Source organism: Azospirillum sp. OGB3, assembly GCF_014192915.1.
Taxonomy (GTDB): domain Bacteria; phylum Pseudomonadota; class Alphaproteobacteria; order Azospirillales; family Azospirillaceae; genus Azospirillum.
The window spans coordinates 660,909-685,001 of sequence record NZ_JACHYN010000002.1 but is presented as its reverse complement, the minus strand read 5'-3'; the positions used below and the strand labels follow the sequence as shown (position 1 = coordinate 685,001).

Here is a 24,093-nt window from a genome sequence, read left to right as displayed (position 1 = left end):
TTCAACTCGCCGTGGCGTCTCAGCGCTGCGCCGAGCCGCCGACGCGCGGCCCGGTGGCTCCCGGCCCGCTGGGCATCTCGGCGACCAGCCCGACCTTCTTGAAGCCGGCGGCGCTCATGGTGCCCATCACCTCCAGCATCTTGCCGTAGGCGATCTTCGCGTCGCCGCGCACCAGGATGCGGGCGTCTGGGTTGTTGTTGGTCACGGCGATCAGCAGCGGCACCATGTTGGCCGTCTCCACCGCCGTCTCCTGCACATAGACCCGGCCGTCGGACTGGACGGTCACGAACAGCGGGTCCTTCTGCGCCTCCAGCGGGGCGGCGTTGGTCTTCGGCAGATCCACCGGCACGCCGACGGTCAGCAGCGGTGCGGCGACCATGAAGACGATCAGCAGCACCAGCATGACGTCGATGAAGGGCGTCATGTTGATGTCGGCCATCGCGCGGTATCCGCGGCGGCGGCCCCGACCGTGGCCGCCCTTTCCTGCGAGCTGGGCTCCCATGTCAGGCGGCTCCCCGCTCCTCGAGGTGGCGCGACAGGATCGCCGAGAACTCGCCCGAGAAGGTCTCCAGCCGGTCGGCGTAGCGGCCGAGGTCGGTGGTGAACTTGTTGTACGAGATCACGGCGGGAATGGCGGCCACGAGACCCAGCGCCGTGGCGAACAGCGCCTCGGCGATGCCGGGGGCGACGACGGCGAGGCTGGTGTTGCCCGACGCGGCGATGGAGGTGAAGGAGTTCATGATGCCCCACACCGTGCCGAACAGGCCGATGAAGGGGGCCGTCGAACCGACCGACGCCAGGAAGGTCATGTAGCGCTCGGCGCGCAGCATTTCGCGCCCGATGGTCACCGACATGACGCGCTCGACCCGCTGCTGCAGCGAGCCCTTCATGGAGCCGATGCCGCGGTCGGCGGCGTGGCGCCATTCGCGCATGCCGGCGGCGAAGGTCGCCGACATCGGATCGCTCGGGTTCTGCCCGATGCGGTCGTACAGCGCGTCCAGCGAGCCGCCGGACCAGAAGCTCTCCTCGAAGGCGTCCGCCTGCGCGTTCAGGCGGCGGATGCGCATCAACTTCTCGATGATGATGGCCCAGCACCACACCGAGGCAACCAGCAGCATCAGCATCACGACCTTGACGATCAGGTCGGCCTGCCAGAACAGGCCCCACATCGTGATGTCGTGAGCCTTCGCCGCGGCCCCGACCACCTGGGCGGAATTCAGATCCATCGCAGTCAGTCTCGCTTCTGCCTTTTGTACAAATCGATGAGCGCCTCGCGGACCGGCGCCGGAAGGCGCGCGGGACGTCCGGCCCGGTTACCGGCCAAATTGATCATCGCCAGTTGAATCACCGCCCGCGCGAGGTCACGGCCGTCGCGACGGACAAGTTGTGCAACTGCGAAGGAGGCACCGCCGGTATCGGTGATTCGCGTCACCACTTCAAGCGTATCCTCGAGCTTTGCGGGAGCGACAAAATCGATCTCCGCCCGTCGTACCGCAAATGACACACCGTCGCTTTCGGCCAACCCGGCGTTGGTGAATCCGGTCAGCCGCAGCATCTCGGTGCGCGCCCGCTCGAAGAAGCGCAGGTAGTTGGCGTGATAGACCAGACCCCCGGCGTCCGTGTCCTCGTAGTAGACCCGCAAGCGCAGCCTGTGCTGCGCGTTCTCGTCAAACCAGCCCGAGAGATTTGCCGTCCCGCCCGCGTCAGACATCGTCGTCCTCAGGGTCCGGGTTGGCCTCCGTCAGGCGGTCCAGCAGGTCGAACTGGCGGGTCGGCGCCGACGGCGGGTTGAGGCCCAGATAGCGGAAACCCTGGTCGGTCAGCATGCGCCCGCGCGGCGTCCGCTGCAGGAAGCCCTGCTGGATCAGGTAGGGTTCCACCACCTCCTCCAGCACGTCACGCTGCTCGCCGAGTGCTGCGCCCAGCGTGTCCACGCCGACCGGGCCGCCGTTGTAGTTGTTGGCGATGATGCCGAGATAGCGCCGGTCCATGCTGTCGAGGCCGAGCCGGTCGACCTCCAGCCGGGTCAGGGCGGCGTCGGCGATGCGCGCGTCCACCTCCGGCACGCCGGCCACCGAGGCGAAGTCGCGCACCCGGCGCAGCAGCCGCCCCGACACGCGCGGCGTCCCGCGCGACCGGTTGGCAATCTCCCGCGCCCCTTCCGGCGTGATGAGCATGTTGAACACGGCGGCGGCCCGGCGGACGATCAGCTCCAGCTCGTCCGGCTCGTAGAATTGCAGCCGCACAGGAATGCCGAACCGCTCGCGCAGGGGGCGCGTGATCAGGCCGGACCGGGTCGTCGCGCCGACCAGCGTGAAGGGCGGCAGGTCGATCCGGATGGACCGCGCCGACGGGCCTTCGCCGATGATGAGGTCGAGTTGGAAATCCTCCATGGCGGGATAGAGCACCTCTTCCACGGCGGGATTAAGGCGATGGATCTCGTCGATGAAGAGGACGTCGTGCGGCTGCAGGTTGGTCAGCAGCGCGGCGAGGTCGCCGGCCCGCGCGATGACCGGGCCGGAGGTCGCGCGGAAGCCCACCCCCAACTCGCGCGAGACGATCTGGGCCAGCGTCGTCTTGCCCAGGCCCGGCGGGCCGAACAGAAGCACATGGTCGAGCGCCTCCCCGCGGGAACGGGCGGCCTGGATGAAGATCGACAGGTTCTCGCGCGCCTGCCGCTGGCCGATGAACTCGGCGAGCGAGAGCGGGCGGATCGAGGCTTCGCCGGAGTCGCCGGCGCCCCGCCCCGGCTGCACCAGCCGGTCGGGATCGGAGCCGTTCTGGTCGGCGGTCATTGGCTGAGTTCCTTAAGGCCATGGCGGATCAGCTCCGACACGCCGGCCCCGTCGCCCAGCTTGCGCCCGGCGGCCACGACGGCGCCGAACGCCTCGGACCGTCCGTAGCCGAGGTTGACGAGGGCCGAGACGGCGTCCGCCATGACCATGTTGTCGGGGCCGCCCGCCGCCGGCGCCGCCTTGCCGCCCGCCGCCGGAGCGGCGGAGGCCGAGGCGCCGAGGGTGAGGTTGCCCACCTTGTCCTTCAACTCGTTGACGATGCGCGCGGCCACCTTCGGCCCCACGCCGTCGGCGCGGGTGAGCGCCGTCTTGTCCTGCGCGGCGATGGCGCGGGTGAGCTGGTCAGGATCGAGCACGCCGAGAATCGACAAAGCCAGGCGCGAGCCGACGCCCTGGATGGTGGTCAGCAGCCGGAACCAGTCGCGCTCGCCGGCATCGGCGAAGCCGTAGAGGGTGATCCGGTCGTCGCGGATGAAGGTCTCGACGACCAGCGCCCGCCGCTCCCCCACCGTCATGCGCGACAGCGTGCGGTTGGAGCAGGCGACCTGATAGCCGACCCCGTTGACGTCCACCACCACCCAGTCGGTCCCGACCGAATCCACGACACCGGTGAGCTTGGCGATCATGCGCTTTCATCCCCGTTTCCCCTCTCCCGCCCCGGGAGAGGGTGGCCCGAAGGGCCGGGTGAGGGTGCCGCCGCAGCGACCGGCCGACGCACCACGGTTGTTTCTTCCAGGCGCGCTTTGATCGTGCTCAGCACGCCGTCCAAATTCTCGTTCACGTCGTTGTTCCAGAAACGGAGCACGCGGAAACCTGCCTGCTCCAGCAAGCGGGACCGGCGCATGTCCTGCTCGGCACGGTCGGCATGCTGTCCGCAATCCAACTCGACGATCAGGCGATGATCGTGGGAAACGAAATCGACCGTGTAACCAAATATGGCCTCTTGTCGGCGGAATTTCGCCCCGAGTTGACCGTTGCGAAGCCGCTGCCAGAGGACTTTTTCCACATCGGTGGAATCCCGGCGCAGGATGCGCGCGCGTTCAGTTTCCTGCGGCGTCGGATAGCGCTTCGCCTGTTTGTTGGGGTCGAGCAACGCAAGACCCTCACCCGGCCCTTCGGGCCACCCTCTCCCGGGGCGGGAGAGGGATTGGTCGGCCCCCCGACGCCACATCTGCCAACTTGCGCGATGATGCGCGTGGCAGATCGCCACGGCCAGCGCGTCCGCGGCGTCCGGCGTGGTGATGGCGCAGCCGGGAAGCAGCAGGCGCACCATGGCCTGCACCTGCGTCTTGTCGGCCCGGCCCTGCCCCACCACGGCCTTCTTCACCATGTTGTTGGCGTATTCCGCCACCGACAGCCCGGCCAGCGCCGGGACCAGCAGGGCCACCGCCCGCGCCTGCCCCAGCTTCAGCGTGGAGACCGCGTTGCTGTTGACGAAGGTCTCCTCCACCGCCGCCTCGTCGGGGCGGTAGCGCTCCAGCACCTGGGCCAGCGCGTCGTGGATCTGGCACAGCCGTTCGGCGAGCGGACGGCCGTCGTCGGAATGGACGGCGCCGTCCGCCACATGGGTCAGCCGGTTGCCGGACACGTCGATGACGCCCCAGCCGGTGTGGCGGAGGCCGGGGTCCAGCCCCAACAGGCGTACGGGCGGCTGTTGCGCCGCCCCGCTCCTTCCGGCCTGCCCAAGCACCCCGGTCCCTCCGCTCCGCGGCCTGAAATCAGGCCGTCAGCTTCTGCATCAGCTCGTCGGAGATGTCGAAGTTGCCTTCGACGGTCTGGACGTCGTCGTTGTCCTCCAGCACGTCCAGCAGCTTCATCAGGCTGGCCGCGGCGTCCTCGGACGGGGCGACGGTGTTCAGCGGCTTCCAGGTCAGGCGCGCGCTTTCCGCACCCCCGAACTTGGCCTCCAGCGCGTCGCGCACGATCGCGAAATTCTCCACCGTGGTGGTGACCTCGTGACCGTTCTCGTCGGACGCCACGTCCTCCGCGCCGGCCTCCAGGGCCACCTCGAACACGGCGTCCGCGGCCGCGGCGGCGGCCGGGTAGTAGATCGCGCCGACGCGGCTGAACATGAAGCTGACCGAGTTCGTCTCGCCCAGCGAGCCGCCGTACTTGGTGAAGGCCGAGCGCACTTCCGAGGCGGTGCGGTTGCGGTTGTCGGTCAGCGCTTCGACGATCAGCGCGACGCCGCCGGGGCCGTAGCCCTCGTACCGCACCTCGTCGTAGTTCGCGTCGTCGCCACCGCCGGGCGTGCCCTGCTTGATCGCGCGGTCGATGCGGTCGCGCGGCATGTTCTGCACGCGGGCCGCGGTGATCGCGGCGCGCAGGCGCGGGTTGGCCGCCGGGTCCGGCAGGCCGCCCTTGGCCGCCACGGTGATCTCGCGGGCGAGCTTGTTGAAGATCTTCGACCGCTTGGCGTCCTGCGCGCCTTTGCGGTGCATGATGTTCTTGAATTGGCTATGACCGGCCATGCGTCGAACGAGCCCCAGATGGATTCAAAGAGACAAGGTCTTGTGAAACAGATTGGTAAGCGGTGGGACACATGTACCAGCCTTTGTGCGCCACCGCACGCCTTCGGCGCCGGAGACGACACCTACCCATATAGAAAGTCAATATGGCAGTATTGGGGCGCCCCTTTTGCGCCCCGCAGGGGCTGGGCCGGCAGCGCCGCTCAGCCCCGGACCGGCATGGACTGGCTCAGCCGCCCGCCCAGCCGCACCGGCTGGATGCTGGTGGCGAGGCCGGTGCGGTCGTCCGTCTCGACGTAGCAGCCGCAGACGGTGGCCTCGCCTTCCGCCGGGCTCAGCCGCTCGGTCGGCAGCTTGCGGATGATCTTGGCCATGGCGACCTCCTTCTTCATGCCGATGGCGCTGTCGTAGTCGCCGCACATGCCGGCGTCGGTCAGATAGGCCGTACCGCCCTTCATCACCACATGGTCCGCCGTCGGGACGTGGCTGTGCGTGCCGACCACCAGCGAGGCGCGGCCGTCGCAGAAATGGCCCATGATCATCTTCTCGCTGGTCGCCTCGCCATGGACGTCGACCAGGATGGCGTCGGCCCCGTTGGGCCCCAGCCGGTGGGCGCGCAACACCCGGTCCACCGCGGCGAAGGGGTCGTCCATCGGGTCCATGAACAGGCGCAGCATCACGTTCATGACCAGCACCTTGCGCCCGCCCCGCGCCTGCAGCAGCACGAAGCCGCGCCCCGGCGTCCCTTCCGGGTAGTTCAGCGGGCGGATGATGCGCGGCTGCTGGTCGATCGCCGCGACCAGTTCCTTCTGGTCCCAACTGTGGTTGCCCAGCGTCACCACGTCCACGCCAGCGGCGAAGAACTCCTCGGCGATCTTCACGGTGATGCCGAAGCCGCCGGCGGCGTTCTCACCGTTGACCACGGTCAGGTCCGGGTCGAGCCGGTCGCGCAGCATCGGCATGTGCGCGATCACCGCGTCGCGTCCCGACCGTCCCACCACATCACCGAGAAACAAAAGCCGCATCGTCCCCAACCTTCACTGCGTAAAGCGGAGCGTCTCGCGCTCCGTCAGAATCCAATCGAGCCGCTCGTCGTGCGCCCCGCAGGGCACCGCGTCCATCTCCTGTGCGGCGAAGGCCATGCCGACCGCCAGGACGGGACGGAGCGCGCGCAAGGCGTCCAGCGTCCGGTCGTAGTAACCGGCGCCGTAGCCCAGCCGGTGCCCGCTGCGGTCGAAGGCCAGCATCGGCACCAGAAGCACCGCCGGAACCACCTCGGGCCGGTCGGCGCCCGGCTCCTGGATGCCATAGCGGCCAGCGGCCAGGGGCAGCGCCGGGTCCCAGTCGCGGAAGGTCAACGCCTGCCCGCGCGGCCCGGACACCGGAAGCGCGATGGAGCGCCCGCCCGACTTAAGCCCGCCCGTCCTAAGATGGAGCAGCAAAGGCCGCACGTCGAGTTCCGAGCCGAGCGGCCAATAGCCGGCGACCGGACCATCGGGAATCAGCCCCGGCCGGACCAGCTCCTCCAGGAAACGGTCGCGCAGGGCATCCGCGGCAAAAACGCGCAGCCGGTCGTCGCTGAGGGAGTCGCGCCGGGCGCGCGCCTGGGCTCGGGCGGCATCCTTGGCCGCGCGCGGGTCGCTCATCGTCGCCTGGAAAGGTCGGGAAAATTCAGGGGAGAGGCGGAAGGTGCCGCCTTGGCCGTTGGCATTGCTTATCCTCCATGACCTGCAGAGCAGGTGGGCGCCGTGTAACCGGACCAGGGTCCGGACAGGGACAGCTCCCGAGAGTCTAAGATTATCGGCCCTGGGGATTATTGCGACCTGACGAACCAGGCAGCGACCTTCCGTTCACTAACTTAAGCGCGCTCGAGCCGCGCGGCAACCTCTTCGATGCGCAAAGCGACATTGTCCACGGCGGCGGCCACCTCGGCCTCGTTGACCGTGGACAGCGGGGCGAGGCCGCGGCCCGCCATGACATCCTGCATCTCGTCGGCCATGACGATGGCGGTCAGGACGAGCATCTGCGCCTCCGACCCCGACTTCCCGCCGCCGGTCACCTGCTTCAGCTTGGCGTCGACGAAGGCGGCCAGCTCACGCAGGCGGGCCTCCTGGCCGTCCTGGCAGAAGACGCGGTAGGCGCGCCCGTTCACCTCGATGTCCACCTGGGCCATGGCTCAATTCTCCAGAACCGCTTCGAGACGGCCGATGGCCGCCTCCAGACGCTTCGACACGGTTTCCGCGTTCTCCTGGGCCCGCGCCTGCTCGATGCGGGCCTCGCGCAGGGACTCGCTCAGTTCCTGCTCGCGCTTGGCCACCCGTTCCTCGCGGGCGCACGCGGCATGCTCCAGACGATCCACGGCCTTGGCGAGGCGGTCGAGCGCGGCTTTCAGGGAATCCATGGGCGGGGAACCTTGACGAACGGATGGACGGCCGGGAGGGCCGCAGTTCACACATGCATAAAATGCCGAGCGCTACAGTTGGGCCCACCACGCCGCCCCGTCAACCGGAATTACGCCGCAGATTGCGGCGGAAACGACGCCTCCCGAATGCGCGGAAAGCCGGGCCGCCATCCCCATTCCCGTGTTGACCTGCGCACACGGCTTCTGCATGGTGCGCGCGTCTTGCGGGAACCCCTGGTTTCCCGCCCAATCGGTGTTGCCCGACCCATTCGGCCCCACCGTTCGCTGCCCGCCTGCCCACGGGAACATTCTTCAGGAACCCTGCCCGATGTCCGCTGCTTCCGCCGCCACCCCGCCCGCCCCCATCACCACCATGGCGAACGCCATCCGCGCGCTGTCCATGGACGCGGTGGAGGCCGCGAAGTCCGGCCACCCCGGCATGCCGATGGGCATGGCCGACGTGGCCACGGTGCTGTTCACGCGCTTCCTGAAGTTCAACCCGAAGCAGCCGGCCTGGGCCGACCGCGACCGCTTCATCCTGTCGGCCGGCCACGGCTCGATGCTGATCTACTCGCTGGGCTACCTGACCGGCTATGAGCGGATGACCATCGACGAGCTGAAGCGCTTCCGCCAGCTCGGCAGCCTGACGCCGGGCCACCCCGAGGTCGATCCGTCGCTCGGCATCGAGATGACCACCGGGCCGCTCGGCCAGGGCGTCTCCACCGCCGTCGGCTTCGCCCTGGCGGAGCGCATCACCAACGCCCGCTTCGGCGACGACCTGATCAACCACTTCACCTACGTCATCGCCTCGGACGGCGACCTGATGGAGGGCGTCAGCCACGAGGCCTGCTCGCTGGCCGGCCATCTCGGGCTGAACCGCCTGATCGTGCTGTGGGACGACAACCACATCTCCATCGACGGCTCCACCGACCTCAGCTTCACCGACGACACGCCGGCCCGCTTCCGCTCCTACGGCTGGAACACGGCGACCGTCGACGGCCACGATCCGGACGCCGTCGCCAAGGCCATCGAGGCCGCGCAGACCTCCGACAAGCCGACGCTGATCGCCTGCCGCACCATCATCGGCAAGGGCGCCCCGAACAAGGCCAACACCCACGGCTGCCACGGCTCGCCGCTGGGCGCCGACGAGGTGGCCGCCACCCGCGAGAACCTCGGCTGGCCGCACGAGGCCTTCGTCGTCCCGCAGGACGTGCTCGACGCCTGGCGCGCCGCCGGCACCCGCGCCGACGCCGCCTACGCCGACTGGGCGCAGCGCGTCGCGGCGATGGACCCGTCCGCCCGCAAGGCCTTTGAGGCGGCGATGGACCGCGGCGTGCCCGCCGGCCTGGACGAGCTGATCGCCGCCTTCAAGAAGAAGGTGTCGGAGGACAAGCCGAGCTGGGCGACCCGCGTCGCGTCGGGCAACGTGCTCGACATCCTGGTCCCTGCGGTGCCGGAGATGATCGGCGGCTCCGCCGACCTGACCCCGTCGAACAACACCAAGGCGAAGAACACCGCCGACGTGAAGGGCCGCGGTGAATTCAACGGCCGCTACGTCCGCTATGGCGTGCGCGAGCACGGCATGGCCACCGTCATGAACGGCATGGCGCTGCATGGCGGCGTCATCCCCTACGGCGGCACCTTCATGCAGTTCGCCGACTACTGCCGCCCGTCGATCCGCCTGGCCGCGCTGATGAAGCAGCGTTCGATCTTCGTGATGACCCACGACTCGATCGGCCTCGGCGAGGACGGCCCGACCCACCAGCCGGTGGAGCATCTGGCCGCGCTCCGCGCCATCCCGAACCTGCTGACCCTGCGCCCGGCCGACGCCGTGGAGACCGCGGAGTGCTGGCAGATCGCGCTGGAGCGGGTCAACGGCCCGTCCGTCCTGGCGCTGACCCGCCAGAACGTGCCAACCCTGCGCACCGAGCACGCCGCCGAGAACCGTTCCGCCCGCGGCGGCTACGTGATCCTGGAGGCCGAGGGCGAGCGCAAGGTGACGCTGCTCGCCACCGGCTCGGAAGTCTCCCTGGCCGCCGAGGCCCGCAAGGCGCTGCAGGCCGAGGGCATCGGCGCCGCCGTGGTGTCGATCCCGAGCTTCGAGCTGTTCGAGGCGCAGGACGACGCCTACAAGGCTTCCGTGCTCGGCAGCGGCGTCCGCGTCGCGGTCGAGGCCGCCATCCGTCAGGGCTGGGACCGCTGGCTTGGTTATCCGGGCGCCACGGCCGTCGCCTTCGTCGGCATGAGCGGCTTCGGCGAGTCGGCCCCCTATCAGGAACTCTACAAGCACTTCGGCATTACCGCCGAGGCCGTGGTCGCCGCGGCGAAGGCGCGCCTGTAAAAGAGCGAGCGTTCGCGGGATCGGGCTCCGGGCCGACGGTCCGGGGCTGACAATTGCCGCCCCGGACCACACATCCGGGGCCGGGAGTTACCGCCCCAAGCCGGATGGTTCGGGGTCGGGGAATGCCAGACTGGAGGAAAAACAATGGCTGTTCGGGTAGCGATCAACGGTTTTGGCCGCATCGGCCGTCTGGTTCTGCGGGCCATCTACGAGAGCGGCCGCAACGACGTGGAGGTCGTGGCGATCAACGACCTGGCCGACCTCAAGGCCAACGCCCACCTGCTGAAGTACGACAGCGTCCACGGCCGTTTCCCCGGCACCATCGAGACCCGCGACGGCGAACTGATCGTCAACGGTCACTCGATCAAGGTCGTGCAGGAGCGTGACCCGGCCAAGCTGCCGTGGAAGGATCTGGGCATCCAGATCGCCATGGAATGCTCGGGCATCTTCACCAAGCGCGCCGACGCCGCCAAGCACCTGGAAGCGGGTGCGGAGAAGGTGCTGATCTCCGCCCCGGCCACCGACGAGGACATCACGGTGGTCTACGGCGTCAACCACGACCAGCTCAAGGCCGAGCACCGCATCGTCTCGAACGCGTCGTGCACGACGAACTGCCTGGCCCCGGTGGCCTTCGTGCTGAACAAGCTGATCGGCATCGAGAAGGGCTTCATGACGACGATCCACTCCTACACGGGGGATCAGCGCATCGTCGACACCAACCACAAGGACCTGCACCGCGCCCGCGCCGCGGCGCTGAACATGATCCCGACCTCGACCGGCGCCGCCAAGGCGGTGGGCAAGGTGCTGCCCGAGCTGAAGGGCAAGCTGGACGGCACCGCCATGCGCGTGCCGACGCCCAACGTCTCGGTGGTCGACTTCAAGTTCACCGCCAAGCGCGCCACCTCGGTGGAGGAGATCACCAAGGCGATTTCCGAGGCCGCCAACGGCCCGCTCAAGGGCATCCTGGGCGCCTACACCGAGGATCTCGTCTCCACCGACTTCAACCATGACCCGCACAGCTCGATCTTCGCGCTGAACGAGACCAAGGTCATCGACGGCAACTTCGTCCGCATCATGACCTGGTACGACAACGAGTGGGGCTTCTCCAACCGTATGAGCGACACCGCCGTCGCCATGGCCAACGCCAAGTAAGCCGTTCACGGCTTTGAGGCCAAAGGAAAAGGGCGCCCCGGCCGGGGCGCCCTTTTTCATGGGCAGGCCGCCGCAACCGGGCCGCGGTCACCCCGTCTTGACGGCGTTGATTCCCGTGGCGTGGGTCAACTGGTCGGCGACCCAGGCGGCGACGCTTTTGCCCTCGCGCTCGGCGCAGGTGGCGATGGCGCGGTGGAGTATCGGGTTGACGCGGATGGCGAGCTTGCCGGAATAGGGCTGCTCGGTGTTGCCCGCCATGTCGCAGGCCATCGCCAGATAATCGTCCACGGCCTCGCGGAAGGCCCGGCGCAGCTCATCGACCGAGCGGCCGGTGAAGGTGATGCCGTCGCGCGTGTTGATGACGGCGCCGACGAAGATGCCGGCATCGTCGTCGAAATCGATCTGGGCCTTGTAGCCCTTATAGTCCATCATCGGCGGCGACCCCAGGAATGCGTGGGGTGGAAGGATAGCCCCGCCTCCGCCCCCGTGGTTTGACCTGCCTCAATTCCCGGAATGGGGATGAGGGAATGCCCATCCGGTTCTTCCCGTCATGACCACCCAGCCCCCGCACAGCCGCCCCATCCGTTTCCACAGCCTGCCCCACGCCGAGGCCGCCTGCGCCGTGGCGGCGGATCTCGGCGTTCCGCTGCTGCTGGTCAGCGCACCCGGTGCTGCGGCCTCCGCCGGGGCCGGCTGGTTCGCCGCGGTCGTCGAGCGCGCTGCCACCCGGTACCCCTCGGTTGCGATCACCGCGGTTCTCGACTGCGCCGACCGCCCCGGCGACGCCCTGGGCGCGCTGACCTGCGGCATTGATGGGGTCCTGTTCACGGGGCGGGCGGACGTCGCCGAACGGCTGGCCGACATCGCTGCGCAGCGCGGCGCCCGCCTGCTGACGGCCCTTCCCGCAGCGCTTGACCTGCGCGGCACCCGCGATCCCCGGCGCGCCTGCCGGGATTGGCTAGGCGGGCAGGATGATGGCCATGTCGCTGGCCATGTCACGGAATAGTCCCAAGGCGATACCGCTTTTTCCCCGAATCCGCACGATCAAAAGTGGTGTATGGTGATTTCATCATCACGATGCGGTACCACCCCCATGACCACGACCACGCCTTTGCGGCCCCAGGCGGACGCCACACCGCTGAAGGGTGAGGACTCCGCCCTGCTCCGTCCGGAGAGGCCGGACGGGCTTCCGCGCGGCTCGCGCTTTCCCGCGCCGCAGGTGGAAAAGATCCGCGGCGCCCGGCTGCTCGTCGTCTGGGCCGGCCTGGCCGCTGGAGCCTGGGCCGTGGCGGTGGGCGCCGGCTACGGCCTCTACGTCATCGTCCAAGCCGTGCTGTGACAAAAAACGGCGGGGCGGCGATGCCCGCCCCTCCCTTCGGCAATTGCCGACTTCGCCCTCCCGGATAAGCCCATTTGCCACCGCGGGAGGCCGCGCTACACCCCTGCCGACGTTGCAAAGAGTCCCGCGCTGGGCTATGAGGGCCGCATTTCCGACAGAAACCCCAAGGGGAAGAGCCAGATGAAGCTCACTCGTCGTGTTAAGGAAATTCTTGCGAACTACGAAAGCGACACCCCGGGCGTCAAGGCCAACCTTGCCCGCATTCTGATGGAAGGCAAGCTGGGCGGCACCGGCAAGCTGGTGATCCTCCCCGTCGACCAGGGCTTCGAGCATGGCCCGGCGCGCAGCTTTGCGCCGAACGAGCCGGGCTACGACCCGCATTACCATTACCAGCTCGCCATCGACGCCGGCTGCAACGCCTACGCCGCCCCGCTCGGCTCGCTGGAGGCCGGCGCCTCGACCTTCGCCGGCTCGATCCCGCTGATCCTCAAGATGAACAGCGCCAACAGCCTGTCGCGCCAGAAGGAGGACGCCGACCAGGCGGTGACCGCCTCGGTGCAGGACGCGCTGCGCCTCGGCTGCTCGGCGATCGGCTTCACGATCTACCCCGGCTCGGACGCCATGTACGACCAGTACGAGGAGATCCGCGAGCTGTCGAAGGAGGCCAAGTCGGTCGGCCTGCCCACCGTCCTGTGGTCCTACCCGCGCGGCGGCACCGTCTCCAAGGAAGGTGAACTGGCCATCGACGTGATCGGCTACGCCGCCCACATGGCCGCCCTGCTCGGCGCCCACATCATCAAGGTGAAGCTGCCGTCGGCCCATCTGGAGCAGGCGGAAGCCAAGAAGGTCTACGAGTCCAAGAACATCCCGATCGCCACCCAGGCCGACCGCGTCCGCCACATCATGCAGTGCGCCTTCAACGGCCGCCGCATCGTGGTCTTCTCGGGCGGCGCCACCAAGGGCGAGGACGCGGTGTTCGAGGACGCCCGCGCGATCCGCGATGGTGGCGGCAACGGCTCGATCATCGGCCGCAACGCCTTCCAGCGCCCGCGCGAGGACGCATTGAAGCTGCTCGACCGGATCATGAAGATCTACCAGGGCAAAGAGTAAGGATCGCCTCGGGTGAGCGAAACCGCCTGCCGGCTCTACCTCGTGACGCCGCCGGTCCTGGAGCCGGCGGCGTTCGCGCCGAAACTGACCGAAGCGCTGGACGCGGGCGATGTCGCCTGCGTCCAGTTGCGTTTGAAGGACTGCTCCGACGACGCGGTGCGCCGGGCCTGCGACGCCCTCCGCCCGATCGCCCAGGAGCGCGGGGTGGCCTTCATCCTGAACGACCATCCCCAACTCGCCCGCGAGACCGGCTGCGATGGCGTGCATGTCGGGCAGAAGGACACGCCCTACGCCCAGGCGCGGCGGATCGTCGGCAACGACGCCATCGTCGGCGTGACCTGCCACGACAGCCGTCATCTCGCCATGGAGGCGGGCGAGGCCGGGGCCGATTACGTCGCCTTCGGCGCTTTCTTCCCCACCACCACCAAGGACGCCGAGTTCAAGGCGGAGCCGGAGCTGCTCCGGTGGTGGTCGGAGCTGATGGAGGTTCCCTGCGTCGCCATCGGCGGGATCACCCAGGAGAATTGTGGGCCGCTGGTGAGCGCCGGGGCCGATTTCCTGGCCGTGGTCGGCGCCGTGTGGAACCATCCCGATGGGCCGGGCGCCGCCGTGAAGGCGTTCAACGCCGCCATCGCCGCGGCCGAAGGGTAACGAAGGCCGCCGCTCAATCATGGACCTCCTTTCCATCGAGACGCTGTCCGCGCTGTTCGCGGTCGGCCTTGTCGCGGGCTTCGTCGACGCCATCGCCGGGGGCGGCGGGCTTCTGACCCTCCCCGCCCTGCTCTGGGCCGGCCTGTCGCCCGCGCAGGCGCTGGCGACGAACAAGCTGCAATCCAGCTTCGGCTCCTTCTCCGCCGCGGTGAAGTTCACCCGCGGCGGCGAGGTGAAGCCGCGCGACATGGCGGTGATGATCGGCTGCACCTTCGCCGGCTCCGCGGCCGGCGCCGTCATCGTCCAGATGATCGATCCGGGATTCCTGCGCAACGTCATCCCGGTGCTGCTGATCGGCATCGCCATCTGGCTGCTCGTCTCGCCGAAGGCCGGCGAGATCGACGCGCAGCAGCGCATCGGGGAGCGCGGCTTCGCCCTGCTCGCCGGGACGGGAATCGGCTTCTACGACGGCTTCTTCGGGCCGGGCACCGGCACCTTCTTCGCCATCGCCTTCGTCTCCCTGCTCGGCTTCAACCTGCGCAAGGCGACCGCCCACACGAAGGTGCTGAACTTCACCAGCAACATCGCCGCCCTCCTCTTCTTCCTGGCCGGCGGACAGATCGCTTGGGTGGCCGGGCTGCTGATGGGGGTGGGCCAGATGATCGGCGCGCAGATCGGCGCCCACATGGTCATCCGCAACGGCGCCGCCATCGTGCGGCCCATGCTGGTCGTCGCGTCCATCGCCATTACGGCGAAGCTGATCTGGACCGACGCCCAGGGCGTGATCGGCGCCGGCATGGCCATGATCGCCGGCTGGCTGGGCTGAGCACCCTCAAAATCCCCTTCTTCCGTCCCGCGGCGAATCGACCGTAGCGGGCATTTCCCTCCCCCACGCACATCTCCGGACGCATACTTTGTTGGTCCAACATTTTTTCAGCGGAGCCACTTTACGTTAACGTCAATCTGTGTATCATTGCGTCAAATAACGAAATTGGGGAGAAACGCATGTCCAAAGGGTCTCTGAAGGGGAATCTGCTCGCCGCCGCGGCGGCCGTCGCCATCGCGGCGCCGCTGCCGGCCGGCGCGGCCGGCTATCTGCTGAAGGAGCAGAGCGCCTCGGGCCAGGGCACCTCCTTCGCGGGCGCCACCGCGAACGGCATGGGCGACGCCACCGGCCTGTTCTTCAATCCTGCGGCCCTGGGGACCATCGAGGGGAACCAGGCGGTCGGCGTGCTGAGCGGCGTGTTCCCGACCTCGAAGACCAGCAACGCCCGGGGCACCCGCGCCGCACGGCTGGGCGGAAGCACCATCCTGGGCACCTCCGACCCCGGCGACATCGGCATGGACGCGGTGATTCCGTCGGGCTATCTGGCTTATACGGTGTCGCCGGACGTCAAGCTGGGCTTGGCCATCACCGCGCCATGGGGCCTGTCCACCGACTATCCGGAAAGCTGGACCGGCCGCTACCACGGCATCCATTCCAGCCTGTTGACGATCAACATCTCCCCGACCGTGTCTTACCGGTTGATGCCGGACCTCACCATCGCCGGCGGCCTGCAGTTCCAGTACGCCAAGGCGCGGCTGAGCCAGGCGGTGGACTTCGGTTCCATCCTGGCCGCCACCGGCGTTCCTATCGCGCCGGGCTCGCGCGACGGCGTGGGCGAGGTGAAGGGCGACGACTGGGGCGTCGGCTTCACGGCCGGCATGCTGTACGAGCCGGTCAAGGGCACCCGATTCGGCGTCTCCTACCGCTCCTCCGTCTTCCATGAGCTGGACGGCGATTCGAAGTTCGAGGCCGTGCCGGCGGTGCCGGCGCTCCAGGCCAGCTTCGCCGGGTCGCCGGTGCGGGCCAAGGTCGCCACGCCGGACATCATCTCCTTCGGCGCCTACCACGAGCTGACCAGCTCCATCGCCGTGATGGCCGACGCGCAATGGACCAACTGGTCGCGCTTCAAGGAGCTGCGCATCCGCTACCGCAACCCGCTGCGCACCGACACGGTGACCGACGAGAACTGGGACGACTCCTGGTTCTTCGCACTGGGCGCCGCCTACAAGTGGAACGAGAAGCTGACCCTGCGCTTCGGCGTGGCCTACGACCAGACCCCGGTCAGCGATCAGTACCGCACGCCGCGCATCCCCGACGAGGACCGCTACTGGGTGTCGATCGGCGCGGGGTACCAGTTCACCGACAGCATCCGGACCGACATCGGCTACAGCCATATCTTCGCCAACAAAGCCAAGCTGAGCCTGCGCGACAACCTGACGGGCACCGACGCCTTCCGCGGCAACCTGACCGCCGACTACAAGGCCCATGTGGATGTGATCGCGTTGCAGACGAAAATCACCTTCTGATCCGCACGCCGGTGGAGCGCGCGGGCGCCGCCCGTTCGCTCCACCGTCCCCACCCCTTGCCCATCGCCGCGTCCGTGCTAGGCTTTCCCCCAATCAAGAACACGATCCGGGAGAGGAATCCGCATGGCCGACACCTTCACCGCCTTCGTCATCGAGGACGCCGACGGCAAGCCCAAGGGGGGCTTCAAGCCGTTGAGCCTGACCGACCTGCCCGACCATGACGTGCTGGTCGAGGTCGCCTTCTCCACCCTGAACTACAAGGACGGCCTCGCCGTCTCCGGCAAGGGCCGGATCGCCCGCAAGCTGCCGATGGTCGCCGGCATCGACCTCGCCGGCACCGTCGTCGAGTCCCGTTCTCCCGACTGGAAGGCCGGCGACAAGGTGATCGTCAACGGGTGGGGCCTGTCGGAAACCCAGTGGGGCGGCTACAGCCGGTTCCAGCGCGTGAAGCCGGAATGGCTGATTCGCCTGCCCGACGCCTTCTCGCCGGAGGAGGCGATGGGCATCGGCACCGCCGGCTACACCGCAGCGCTCTGCGTCGATGCGCTGGAGGATTGGGGCACGATCCAGCCCGGCGGCAAGGAGGTTCTGGTCACCGGAGCGGCCGGAGGCGTCGGTTCCGTCGCGGTCGCCCTGCTCGCCAAGGCCGGCTATCCGGTCACCGCCTCCACCGGACGGCCCGAGACCCACGAGTACCTGTCCGGCCTGGGCGCCACCGGCTTCATCGACCGCGCCGCCCTTCAGGAGAAGGGTCCGCCCCTGCAGAAGGAGCGCTGGGCCGGCGGCGTCGATTCGGTGGGCGGCATCACGCTGGTCAACGCCCTGTCGCAGACCGTCTGGGGCGGCGCCATCGCCGCCTGCGGGCTGGCGGGCAGCGCCGACCTGCCGGGCACTGTCCTGCCGCACATCCTGCGCAGCGTCACGCTGATCGGCGTCGATTCGGTCGCCGCTCCGGCGGCGCGGCGCGAGCGCGCCTGGGCGCGGCTGGCCCGCGACCTCGACAAGGACCACCTGAAGGCGATGTACACGGTGGAGCCGATGTCGAAGCTGCCGGAGTTGGCCGGCCAGATCCTTGCCGGTCAGGTGCGCGGCCGCGTGGTGATCGACGTCACCGCCTGAGGACAGCGGTACCGGTGGCGGGTGGGGTCAAGCCCCCGCCACCGGCAGCCACAGCACCTCCTCGATGCGCTCCGCCCCGCTGCACAGCATGACCAGCCGGTCGAAGCCCAACGCGATGCCGCTGCACTCCGGCATGCCATGCTCCAGGGCTGCGAGGAAATCCTCGTCCACCGGGAAGCGGTCACCGTAGATGCGCTCCTTCAGGTCCATGTCGGCCTCGAAACGGGCGCGCTGGGCGCGGGCGTCGGTCAGCTCGCCGAAGGCGTTGGCGAGTTCCAGGCCGCAGGCGTACAGCTCGAACCGCTCCGCCAGCCGCGGGTCCTCCGGCTTGGGGCGCGACAGGGCGGCCATGCAGACCGGATAGTCGGTCAGCACGCAGGGCACGCCCGCGCCGAGATGCGGCTCGATCCGGTCGAACATGATGCGGAAGACGATGTCCTCCCAGCGGTCGCCGTCGTGCGGGGCGATGCCGATGGCCCGCGCCATGGCGGCCAGCGGAGCCGGATCGGGGTCGTGGCTGCCGTCGAAGGTCTCCAGCAGGTCGATCCCGGCATACTCCCGGAAGGCGTCCTGCACGGTCAGCACCCGCCACTCCTTGAAGGGGTCGCAGGTCATGCCGCGGAAGTCGAATCGCGTCCGCCCGGCGGCGACGGCGGCCTCGCGCACCAGATCCTCGCAGTCGCGGATCAGCGTCCGGTAACCCTCCCCCGCCCGGTACCATTCGAGCATGGAGAATTCCGGCGCGTGGGTGGCCGAGCGCTCGCCGTTCCGGAAGACGTGGGCGATCTGGTAGATGCGCGGCAGCCCGGCCACCAGGAGCTTCTTCATGGCGAATTCGGGGCTGGTGTGCAGGTGCAGCCGCAGCCGGTCGTCGGGGTGCGGCCCCACCAACTCCGTCGCAAAGGCCTGGAGGTGCGGCTCCATCCCCGGCGAGACCTGGAGCGCCGGGGTGTCCACCTCCAGGAAGGCGTTCTCCTCGAAGAAGCGGCGGACGGCGCCCAGCACGCGGCCGCGCACGGCCAGATGGGGGCGGCGGCGGGCGAAGGTCTCGGGAGCCCAGGACGGAGAATGGGCGGGCGTGACGGGGGACATGACGGCCTTCCCTGACGGAGCGATGACGCTGCTTAGCAGACTGGGAACGGCGGCGAAAACGGACAAAGAAGGCGCAGAACGCCGATTGAGCCCCACCCGGCGTTGCCACCGGCCCGGCAAGCTGCTAGGTTCCGCGCCGCCTGTCTCCTGGAAATCACGAGTATGTCATGAAGGTCAACGCCAACACGATGCGTCCCGGCCATGTGCTGGAGCATAACGGGAAGCTCTGGGTCATCACGAAGACCGCCATCGTCCAGCCCGGCAAGGGCGGCGCCTTCATCCAGCTTGAAATGAAGGATGTGCGCACCGGCAACAAGTCGATCGAGCGCTTCCGCACCCAGGAGACGGTCGAGCGCGCCCGCCTGGACGAGCACGAGATGACCTTCCTGTTCGCCGAAGGCGACAGCTACACCTTCATGGACAAGGAAAGCTACGAGCAGACCGCCATCCCCGGCGAGATCATCGGCGACCAGAAGGTGTTCCTGCAGGACGGCATGGAAGTCACCGTGCAGTCCTTCGAAGGTGCGCCGCTCGGCGTCGAGATCCCCGGCAAGGTGACCCTGCAGATCACCGAAGCCGACCCGGTTGTGAAGGGCCAGACGGCCTCCTCCTCCTACAAGCCGGCGAAGCTGGAGAACGGCGTGTCGATCCTGGTCCCGCCGCACATCGAGTCGGGCACCCGCGTCGTCGTCGACACCCAGACCGGCGAGTATGTCGAGCGCGCCAAGGACTGACCGTCCCGGCTGATTTTCTGCGCACCGGCTCTCGCTTAAGGCAGGGGCCGGTGTATTCTTTTTCCGGTTCCGCACGAGATAAAGCACGCCCATGGCCACCCGCTCCGCCCTTATCAACGTGATGGTCCGCGCCGCCGAAAAGGCGGCCCGCGGCCTTGTCCGCGACTTCGGCGAGGTCGAGCACCTCCAGGTGTCGCGCAAGGGCCCGGCGGACTTCGTGTCCGCCGCCGACATGAAGGCGGAAAAGCTGCTGCGCGAAGAGCTGCAGAAGGCCCGCCCGGATTTCGGCTTCCTCATGGAGGAGACGGGCGCCAGCAAGGGCAGCGACCCGACCGCCCGCTGGATCGTCGATCCGCTGGACGGCACCACCAATTTCCTGCACGGCATCCCGCACTGGGCGATCTCCATCGCCGCGGAGAAGAACGGCGAGATCGTCGCCGGCGTCGTGTACGAGCCGGTGCACGACCAGATGTTCTGGGCCGAGAAGGGCCAGGGCGCCTTCCTCAACCACCAGCGCCTGCGCGTGTCGGAGCGCCGCAACCTCGCCGACGCGGTGATCGCCACCGGAATCCCCTTCAAGGGCCGCGGCGACCATGCCGGCTTCCTGGTGGAGGCCGAGGCCCTGATGAAGGAGGTCGCGGGCATCCGCCGCTTCGGCGCCGCCTCGCTCGACCTCGCCTACGTCGCGGCGGGCCGCTACGACGGCTACTGGGAGCGCGGTCTCGCCCCCTGGGACGCCGCGGCCGGCCAGCTTCTGGTCACCGAGGCCGGCGGCTTCGTCGGGGAGATCGGCGGCGGGCGCAACCCGGTGTTCGGCGGCACGATCCTGGCGGCCAACGCCCATTTCCACCTGCCGATCGCCAAGATCCTGCGCGGTGCGACGGAACGCAAGGTGCGCTCCGCTCCCGCCGGAGCGGCCGGGTCGGCGGACGCCGGTCAGGGCTGACCTCCGGCCGAGCCATAAGCCCTTCATGACGTTGGGGTAGCAAGGGCCGCGCTTTGGTGGGGAAACACGCCGCGCGGCCCAAAGGGCGTTGTCCCTACGCCGATCGAAGGGCTATGGTACCAACGCTTTTCCGTGTCATTGGGAACAACGCGCTGGTCACCATGAGGATTGTCGGACGCATGAGCCGTTCTCCGAACGCGCCCGCCGGGCGGTCGGTACCCCCGCGCGTCCTCTCCGCCGCCGCGGCCGTGGCTCTGTCCCTGGCCGCAACCGCCTGCTCCTCGTCCGGCACCGCGCCGCCCCAGACCAGCGCCGCCGCACCAGCTCCGCCAAACCCGGCCAACACCGGGGGGCTGACGCTGGAGAACGCGCAGCCGCTGCCGATCCCGCCGCGGCCCGACATCTTCCCGCCGCCGGCCCCGCCGCCGCCGCCGGTCTTCAAGGCCCCGACCCTGATGACGGCGCCGGATCTGCCGCAGATTTCGGTCGGCCCCAGCCCGGCCCCGCCCTCGCTGCCGGAAGGCGCGCCGCCGGTTCCGCCCTCCAACCGGCCTGCGGCCTCCCCGCCGCCCGACCGGACGCAGACCGCCGCCCTGCCGCCGCCCACGCCGAAGGCTCCCGCAGCGCCCGCCCTGCCACGGATGGAACCGCTGACCGTCCTGTTCGACGGTGCCGCGACCGCCCTGCCCGAACCGGCCCAGGCGCGGCTGGAGGCCATCGCCGAGCGCATGAACGCCAACCCGCAGCTTCGGTTGCAGATCCGCTCCTACGCCAGCGGCACGCCGGAGACGGCGCGCGAGGCGCGGCAACTGTCGCTGGCCCGCGCTCTGGCCGTCCGCGAGCGGCTGGGGACCGCCGGCATCGCCAGCACGCGCGTCGATATCCGCGCCTTGGGCATGGAGGCGGCCGGTGGCGCACCGGACCGGCTGGACGTGGAGTTCCTGAACCAGTGAGTCTTCGTCTGTAACCCGTAACCCAGCTGCCCCCCTTTCCCTGGACGAGAGTGCCCATGGCCGCCATCGCCCCGTCGTCCCACCCTCTTGAGGAGCCTTCCCCGATGACGCGCCCGGAGCGCTTCCTGACACGGATGATCCTCTTCCTGGTGGTCGTGGGAAGCGTGACGGCCTTGCTGTTCCCGGCCCTGCGCGCCGCCTTCATGAACAACCCCGCGCTGAACGGGTTGATCCTCGGCACGCTGCTCGCCGGCATCCTGTTCATTTTCCGCCAAGTGCTGATGCTGCGGCCCGAGGTGGCGTGGCTGGAGCATTTCCAGTCCGGCAACCCCGCCGTCGCCGCGCCGGAACCGGTGCTGCTCGCCCCGATGGCGCGCATGCTGCGGGAACGGCGCGGACGGCTGACCCTGTCGGCGCTGTCGATGCGCTCCCTGCTCGACGGCATCGCCTCGCGGCTGGACGAGTCGCGGGAGCTGTCGCGCTACCTGATCGGTCTGCTGATCTTCCTCGGCCTGCTCGGCACCTTCTGGGGCCTGCTGCACACCGTGCAGTCGGTCGGCTCGGTCATCGGCGGCCTGTCGGTGCAGGGCGGCGACGTCGGGGCGATGTTCAGCAACCTCCAGCACGGGCTGGAGGCGCCGCTGACCGGCATGGGCACCGCCTTCAGCTCGTCGCTGTTCGGTCTGGCGGGATCGCTGGTGCTGGGTTTCCTGGAGCTTCAGGCCAGCCAGGCGCACAACCGCTTCTTCCAGGACGTCGAGGACTGGCTGTCCGGCGCCACCCGCCTCTCCAGCGGGGCCGGCGGCAGCCTGGAGACCGGCGACCAGTCGATGCCCGCCTATCTGACGGCGCTTCTGGAGCAGACGGCGGAAAACCTCGATTCGCTCCAGCGCACCGTCGCCACCGCCGAGGAGGGCCGCCGCTCGGCCAACGCCAACCTGATGGCGCTGACCGAACGGCTCACCACGCTGACCGACCAGATGCGCGCCGAACAGCAGCTTCTCCTGCGGCTGGGCGAGAGCCAGCTTGAGATGAAGGGGCTGCTCGACCGGCTGTCGGACGCGGCCATCGGCGGATTCGACGACGCCTCGCGCCAGCATCTGCGCAACATGGACATCTACCTCGCCCGCATGGTCGAGGAATCCTCCACCGGCCGGGTCCAGGCGGTGCAGGAGATCCGCAGCGAGATCAAGCTGCTGGCCCGCACCATCGCCGCCCTGGCCGAGGAATCGGAACAACGCTGATCGGAACAGCGCTGACGCTTTCCCCCTGTCCGTCCGGAGGGACACCCCGCCATGCCCAGCATCAGCCGCCGCAACGGCCACCGCGAGGCCAGCGCATGGCCCGGATGGGTGGACGCGCTGTCGTCCCTCGTCATGGTGGTCATCTTCCTGCTGATGATCTTCGTCGTCGCCCAGTTCTACATGGCCACCGCCCTGACCGGGCGTGACGAGCAGCTCGGCAGCCTGAACCGCAAGGTGGCGGAGCTGAACGACCTGCTGGCGCTGGAGCGGGACGCCAACGCCGACCTGCGCATCAACGTCGCCCAGCTCTCGGCGGAGCTTCAGGGTTCCGTGGCGGCGCGGGACACCATGACCAGCCGCATCGCCACGCTCCAGGGCGACCTCGACCACGCCACCCGCGCGGCGGAGGAGTTGCAGCGCACGATCCGCGCCGACAAGGAGACCATCGAGCTGAAGCTGGCCGAGGCCGCCAGCCTCCAGGCCGACCTGAAGGCGCTGCGCGAGGCCCGGACCAAGCTGGAAGGCGAGCTGGCCGCCGCCGCCGCGCAGCAACGCCTGACCGAGGAACAGCGTCAGGCCCTGCTGGCCGAGCTGGGCGGGGAGCGCGACCGTTCCAAGGCGCTGGAAACGCGGCTCGCCAGCGCCGACGAGAAGACGATGCTCGCGCAGAAGGACATCGAGAAGCGCGACATCCGCATCACCGAACTGATGGCCTCCCTGTCCGCCGAACAGGGCGCGACCGGCAAGGCGAACGAGCAGGTCGACCTGCTGAATCGGCAGATGGCCGCCCTGCGCGAGCAGCTCGCCCGCATCGGCGCTGTCCTGGAGATCTCGGAGAAGAAGGCGGAGGAGCAGCAGGTCCAGATCGCCGAACTCGGCTCGCGGCTGAATCAGGCGCTGGCCGCCAAGGTGCAGGACCTCGCCCGCTACCGCTCGGAATTCTTCGGGCGGGTGCGCGAAGCGCTGGGCAACCGGCCCGACGTGCGCATCGTCGGCGACCGCTTCGTCTTCCAGTCGGAGCTTCTGTTCCCCTCCGGCTCGGCGACTCTGGAAGAGGCCGGCAAGCAGCGGCTGGCGGAGCTGGCGCGCACTCTGATCGCGATCGGCCGGACCATTCCGCCGGACATCAACTGGGTGCTGCGGGTGGACGGCCACACCGACTCGCGCCCGGTGCGCATCCAGTTCGCCTCGAACTGGGAGCTGTCGGCGGCGCGCGCGATCTCGGTGGTGAAGTATCTGATCGACCAGGGTATTCCGGCAGACCGTCTGGCCGCCGCCGGTTTCGGCGAATACCAGCCGCTCGACCCCGGCACCAGCGACGAGGCGCTGGCCCGCAACCGGCGCATCGAGGTGAAGCTGGATCAGCGGTGAGGGGCTTGCCCCCACCGCGCTTGCC

27 protein-coding genes, 1 other RNA gene and 1 pseudogene are annotated in these 24,093 nt (G+C 68.9%); 14 read left to right on the top strand and 15 right to left on the bottom strand.

Translation table 11 applies throughout. The features are described from left to right. Positions 1-19: 19 nt before the first annotated feature. The 13 genes and pseudogenes from tolR to FHW79_RS07065 all read right to left on the bottom strand — a co-directional run bounded on the left by tolR (position 20) and on the right by FHW79_RS07065 (position 7,664). Entirely contained in the window at positions 20-502 is a 483-nt protein-coding gene (gene tolR, locus FHW79_RS07120) for a protein TolR (protein ID WP_014240514.1), read from the bottom strand. 1 nt (position 503) lies between these two features. Then, entirely contained in the window at positions 504-1,226 is a 723-nt protein-coding gene (tolQ, locus tag FHW79_RS07115; protein ID WP_014240513.1) for a protein TolQ, read from the bottom strand. Positions 1,227-1,231: 5 nt separating this feature from the next. Continuing rightward, positions 1,232-1,711 (bottom strand): tol-pal system-associated acyl-CoA thioesterase, encoded by a 480-nt coding sequence (gene ybgC, locus FHW79_RS07110; RefSeq protein ID WP_183178236.1) that lies wholly within the window; start codon positions 1,709-1,711, stop codon positions 1,232-1,234. Then, positions 1,704-2,795, bottom strand: coding sequence for a Holliday junction branch migration DNA helicase RuvB (ruvB, locus tag FHW79_RS07105; protein ID WP_183178234.1), 1,092 nt, complete (start codon positions 2,793-2,795; stop codon positions 1,704-1,706). Before ruvB ends, ybgC begins: the two co-directional genes overlap by 8 nt. Beyond that, a complete protein-coding gene (ruvA, locus tag FHW79_RS07100) occupies positions 2,792-3,421 on the bottom strand; it encodes a Holliday junction branch migration protein RuvA (RefSeq protein WP_183178232.1) in 630 nt (209 codons plus the stop codon). The genes ruvB and ruvA overlap by 4 nt, the downstream gene beginning before the upstream one ends. Beyond that, complete coding sequence (locus FHW79_RS32575; RefSeq protein ID WP_247884221.1) at positions 3,418-3,966, bottom strand: DUF559 domain-containing protein; 549 nt, start codon at positions 3,964-3,966, stop codon at positions 3,418-3,420. Before FHW79_RS32575 ends, ruvA begins: the two co-directional genes overlap by 4 nt. A 9-nt stretch (positions 3,967-3,975) precedes the next feature. After that, positions 3,976-4,485 (bottom strand): annotated as a pseudogene (ruvC, locus tag FHW79_RS32570) (crossover junction endodeoxyribonuclease RuvC); the annotation flags it as partial. A 28-nt stretch (positions 4,486-4,513) separates the two neighbouring features. After that, on the bottom strand, positions 4,514-5,266 hold the full coding sequence (locus tag FHW79_RS07090) for a YebC/PmpR family DNA-binding transcriptional regulator (RefSeq protein ID WP_014240508.1): 753 nt from the start codon (positions 5,264-5,266) through the stop codon (positions 4,514-4,516). Between the two features lie 200 nt (positions 5,267-5,466). Beyond that, complete coding sequence (locus tag FHW79_RS07085; protein ID WP_119510676.1) at positions 5,467-6,288, bottom strand: TIGR00282 family metallophosphoesterase; 822 nt, start codon at positions 6,286-6,288, stop codon at positions 5,467-5,469. 12 nt (positions 6,289-6,300) lie between these two features. Further along, the gene (locus tag FHW79_RS07080) at positions 6,301-6,909 is read right to left on the bottom strand and encodes a 5-formyltetrahydrofolate cyclo-ligase (protein ID WP_183178229.1); all 609 of its coding nucleotides are present in this window, start codon (positions 6,907-6,909) and stop codon (positions 6,301-6,303) included. A 39-nt stretch (positions 6,910-6,948) separates the two neighbouring features. After that, a non-coding RNA gene (ssrS, locus tag FHW79_RS07075) (6S RNA) lies at positions 6,949-7,108 on the bottom strand. A gap of 13 nt (positions 7,109-7,121) precedes the next feature. After that, positions 7,122-7,436, bottom strand: a complete 315-nt coding sequence (locus tag FHW79_RS07070; RefSeq protein ID WP_183178228.1) for a cell division protein ZapA — start codon at positions 7,434-7,436, stop codon at positions 7,122-7,124. Positions 7,437-7,439: 3 nt separating this feature from the next. Beyond that, positions 7,440-7,664, bottom strand: coding sequence for a hypothetical protein (locus tag FHW79_RS07065; RefSeq protein ID WP_183178227.1), 225 nt, complete (start codon positions 7,662-7,664; stop codon positions 7,440-7,442). A 328-nt stretch (positions 7,665-7,992) separates the two neighbouring features. On the opposite strand from FHW79_RS07065, the gene tkt reads away from it, so the two are divergent. Both tkt and gap read left to right on the top strand, forming a co-directional pair. Continuing rightward, entirely contained in the window at positions 7,993-10,005 is a 2,013-nt protein-coding gene (gene tkt, locus FHW79_RS07060; protein WP_183178225.1) for a transketolase, read from the top strand. A 144-nt stretch (positions 10,006-10,149) separates the two neighbouring features. Beyond that, the gene (gene gap, locus FHW79_RS07055) at positions 10,150-11,157 is read left to right on the top strand and encodes a type I glyceraldehyde-3-phosphate dehydrogenase (RefSeq protein ID WP_137138863.1); all 1,008 of its coding nucleotides are present in this window, start codon (positions 10,150-10,152) and stop codon (positions 11,155-11,157) included. 87 nt (positions 11,158-11,244) lie between these two features. Here gap and FHW79_RS07050 read toward each other — a convergent pair whose 3' ends face one another. Beyond that, on the bottom strand, positions 11,245-11,589 hold the full coding sequence (locus FHW79_RS07050; RefSeq protein ID WP_183178223.1) for a type II toxin-antitoxin system HicB family antitoxin: 345 nt from the start codon (positions 11,587-11,589) through the stop codon (positions 11,245-11,247). A gap of 118 nt (positions 11,590-11,707) precedes the next feature. Between FHW79_RS07050 and FHW79_RS07045 the strand changes: the two genes are divergently transcribed. The 7 genes from FHW79_RS07045 (at position 11,708) to FHW79_RS07015 (ending at position 17,728) form a co-directional block, all read left to right on the top strand. Further along, a complete protein-coding gene (locus FHW79_RS07045; RefSeq protein ID WP_183178222.1) occupies positions 11,708-12,163 on the top strand; it encodes a hypothetical protein in 456 nt (151 codons plus the stop codon). Between the two features lie 87 nt (positions 12,164-12,250). Then, positions 12,251-12,496: a hypothetical protein gene (locus FHW79_RS07040; protein ID WP_183178220.1), complete on the top strand. Its 246-nt coding sequence runs from the start codon at positions 12,251-12,253 to the stop codon at positions 12,494-12,496. Between the two features lie 180 nt (positions 12,497-12,676). Continuing rightward, on the top strand, positions 12,677-13,606 hold the full coding sequence (locus FHW79_RS07035; protein ID WP_137103178.1) for a class I fructose-bisphosphate aldolase: 930 nt from the start codon (positions 12,677-12,679) through the stop codon (positions 13,604-13,606). A gap of 12 nt (positions 13,607-13,618) precedes the next feature. Continuing rightward, entirely contained in the window at positions 13,619-14,257 is a 639-nt protein-coding gene (gene thiE / locus FHW79_RS07030; RefSeq protein ID WP_183178219.1) for a thiamine phosphate synthase, read from the top strand. Between the two features lie 19 nt (positions 14,258-14,276). Further along, positions 14,277-15,083 (top strand): TSUP family transporter, encoded by an 807-nt coding sequence (locus tag FHW79_RS07025; protein ID WP_183178218.1) that lies wholly within the window; start codon positions 14,277-14,279, stop codon positions 15,081-15,083. A gap of 179 nt (positions 15,084-15,262) precedes the next feature. Continuing rightward, complete coding sequence (locus FHW79_RS07020) at positions 15,263-16,609, top strand: outer membrane protein transport protein (RefSeq protein ID WP_183178217.1); 1,347 nt, start codon at positions 15,263-15,265, stop codon at positions 16,607-16,609. 123 nt (positions 16,610-16,732) lie between these two features. Further along, complete coding sequence (locus tag FHW79_RS07015) at positions 16,733-17,728, top strand: MDR family oxidoreductase (protein ID WP_183178215.1); 996 nt, start codon at positions 16,733-16,735, stop codon at positions 17,726-17,728. A 27-nt stretch (positions 17,729-17,755) separates the two neighbouring features. Here the strand turns inward: FHW79_RS07015 and epmA are convergent, their stop codons facing one another. Beyond that, on the bottom strand, positions 17,756-18,820 hold the full coding sequence (gene epmA / locus FHW79_RS07010) for an EF-P lysine aminoacylase EpmA (RefSeq protein WP_183178214.1): 1,065 nt from the start codon (positions 18,818-18,820) through the stop codon (positions 17,756-17,758). 167 nt (positions 18,821-18,987) lie between these two features. Here epmA and efp point away from each other — a divergent pair, with 167 nt between their 5' ends. From efp to FHW79_RS06985, 5 genes are all read left to right on the top strand, one after another. Then, positions 18,988-19,554: an elongation factor P gene (efp, locus tag FHW79_RS07005; RefSeq protein WP_014240821.1), complete on the top strand. Its 567-nt coding sequence runs from the start codon at positions 18,988-18,990 to the stop codon at positions 19,552-19,554. A gap of 91 nt (positions 19,555-19,645) precedes the next feature. Continuing rightward, on the top strand, positions 19,646-20,500 hold the full coding sequence (locus FHW79_RS07000; protein ID WP_183178213.1) for an inositol monophosphatase family protein: 855 nt from the start codon (positions 19,646-19,648) through the stop codon (positions 20,498-20,500). A gap of 179 nt (positions 20,501-20,679) precedes the next feature. Next, entirely contained in the window at positions 20,680-21,453 is a 774-nt protein-coding gene (locus FHW79_RS33230; protein ID WP_183178212.1) for an OmpA family protein, read from the top strand. A 56-nt stretch (positions 21,454-21,509) separates the two neighbouring features. After that, the gene (locus FHW79_RS06990; RefSeq protein WP_051657798.1) at positions 21,510-22,697 is read left to right on the top strand and encodes a hypothetical protein; all 1,188 of its coding nucleotides are present in this window, start codon (positions 21,510-21,512) and stop codon (positions 22,695-22,697) included. 51 nt (positions 22,698-22,748) lie between these two features. Then, a complete protein-coding gene (locus FHW79_RS06985; RefSeq protein WP_183178211.1) occupies positions 22,749-24,068 on the top strand; it encodes a peptidoglycan -binding protein in 1,320 nt (439 codons plus the stop codon). Positions 24,069-24,093 lie beyond the last annotated feature (25 nt).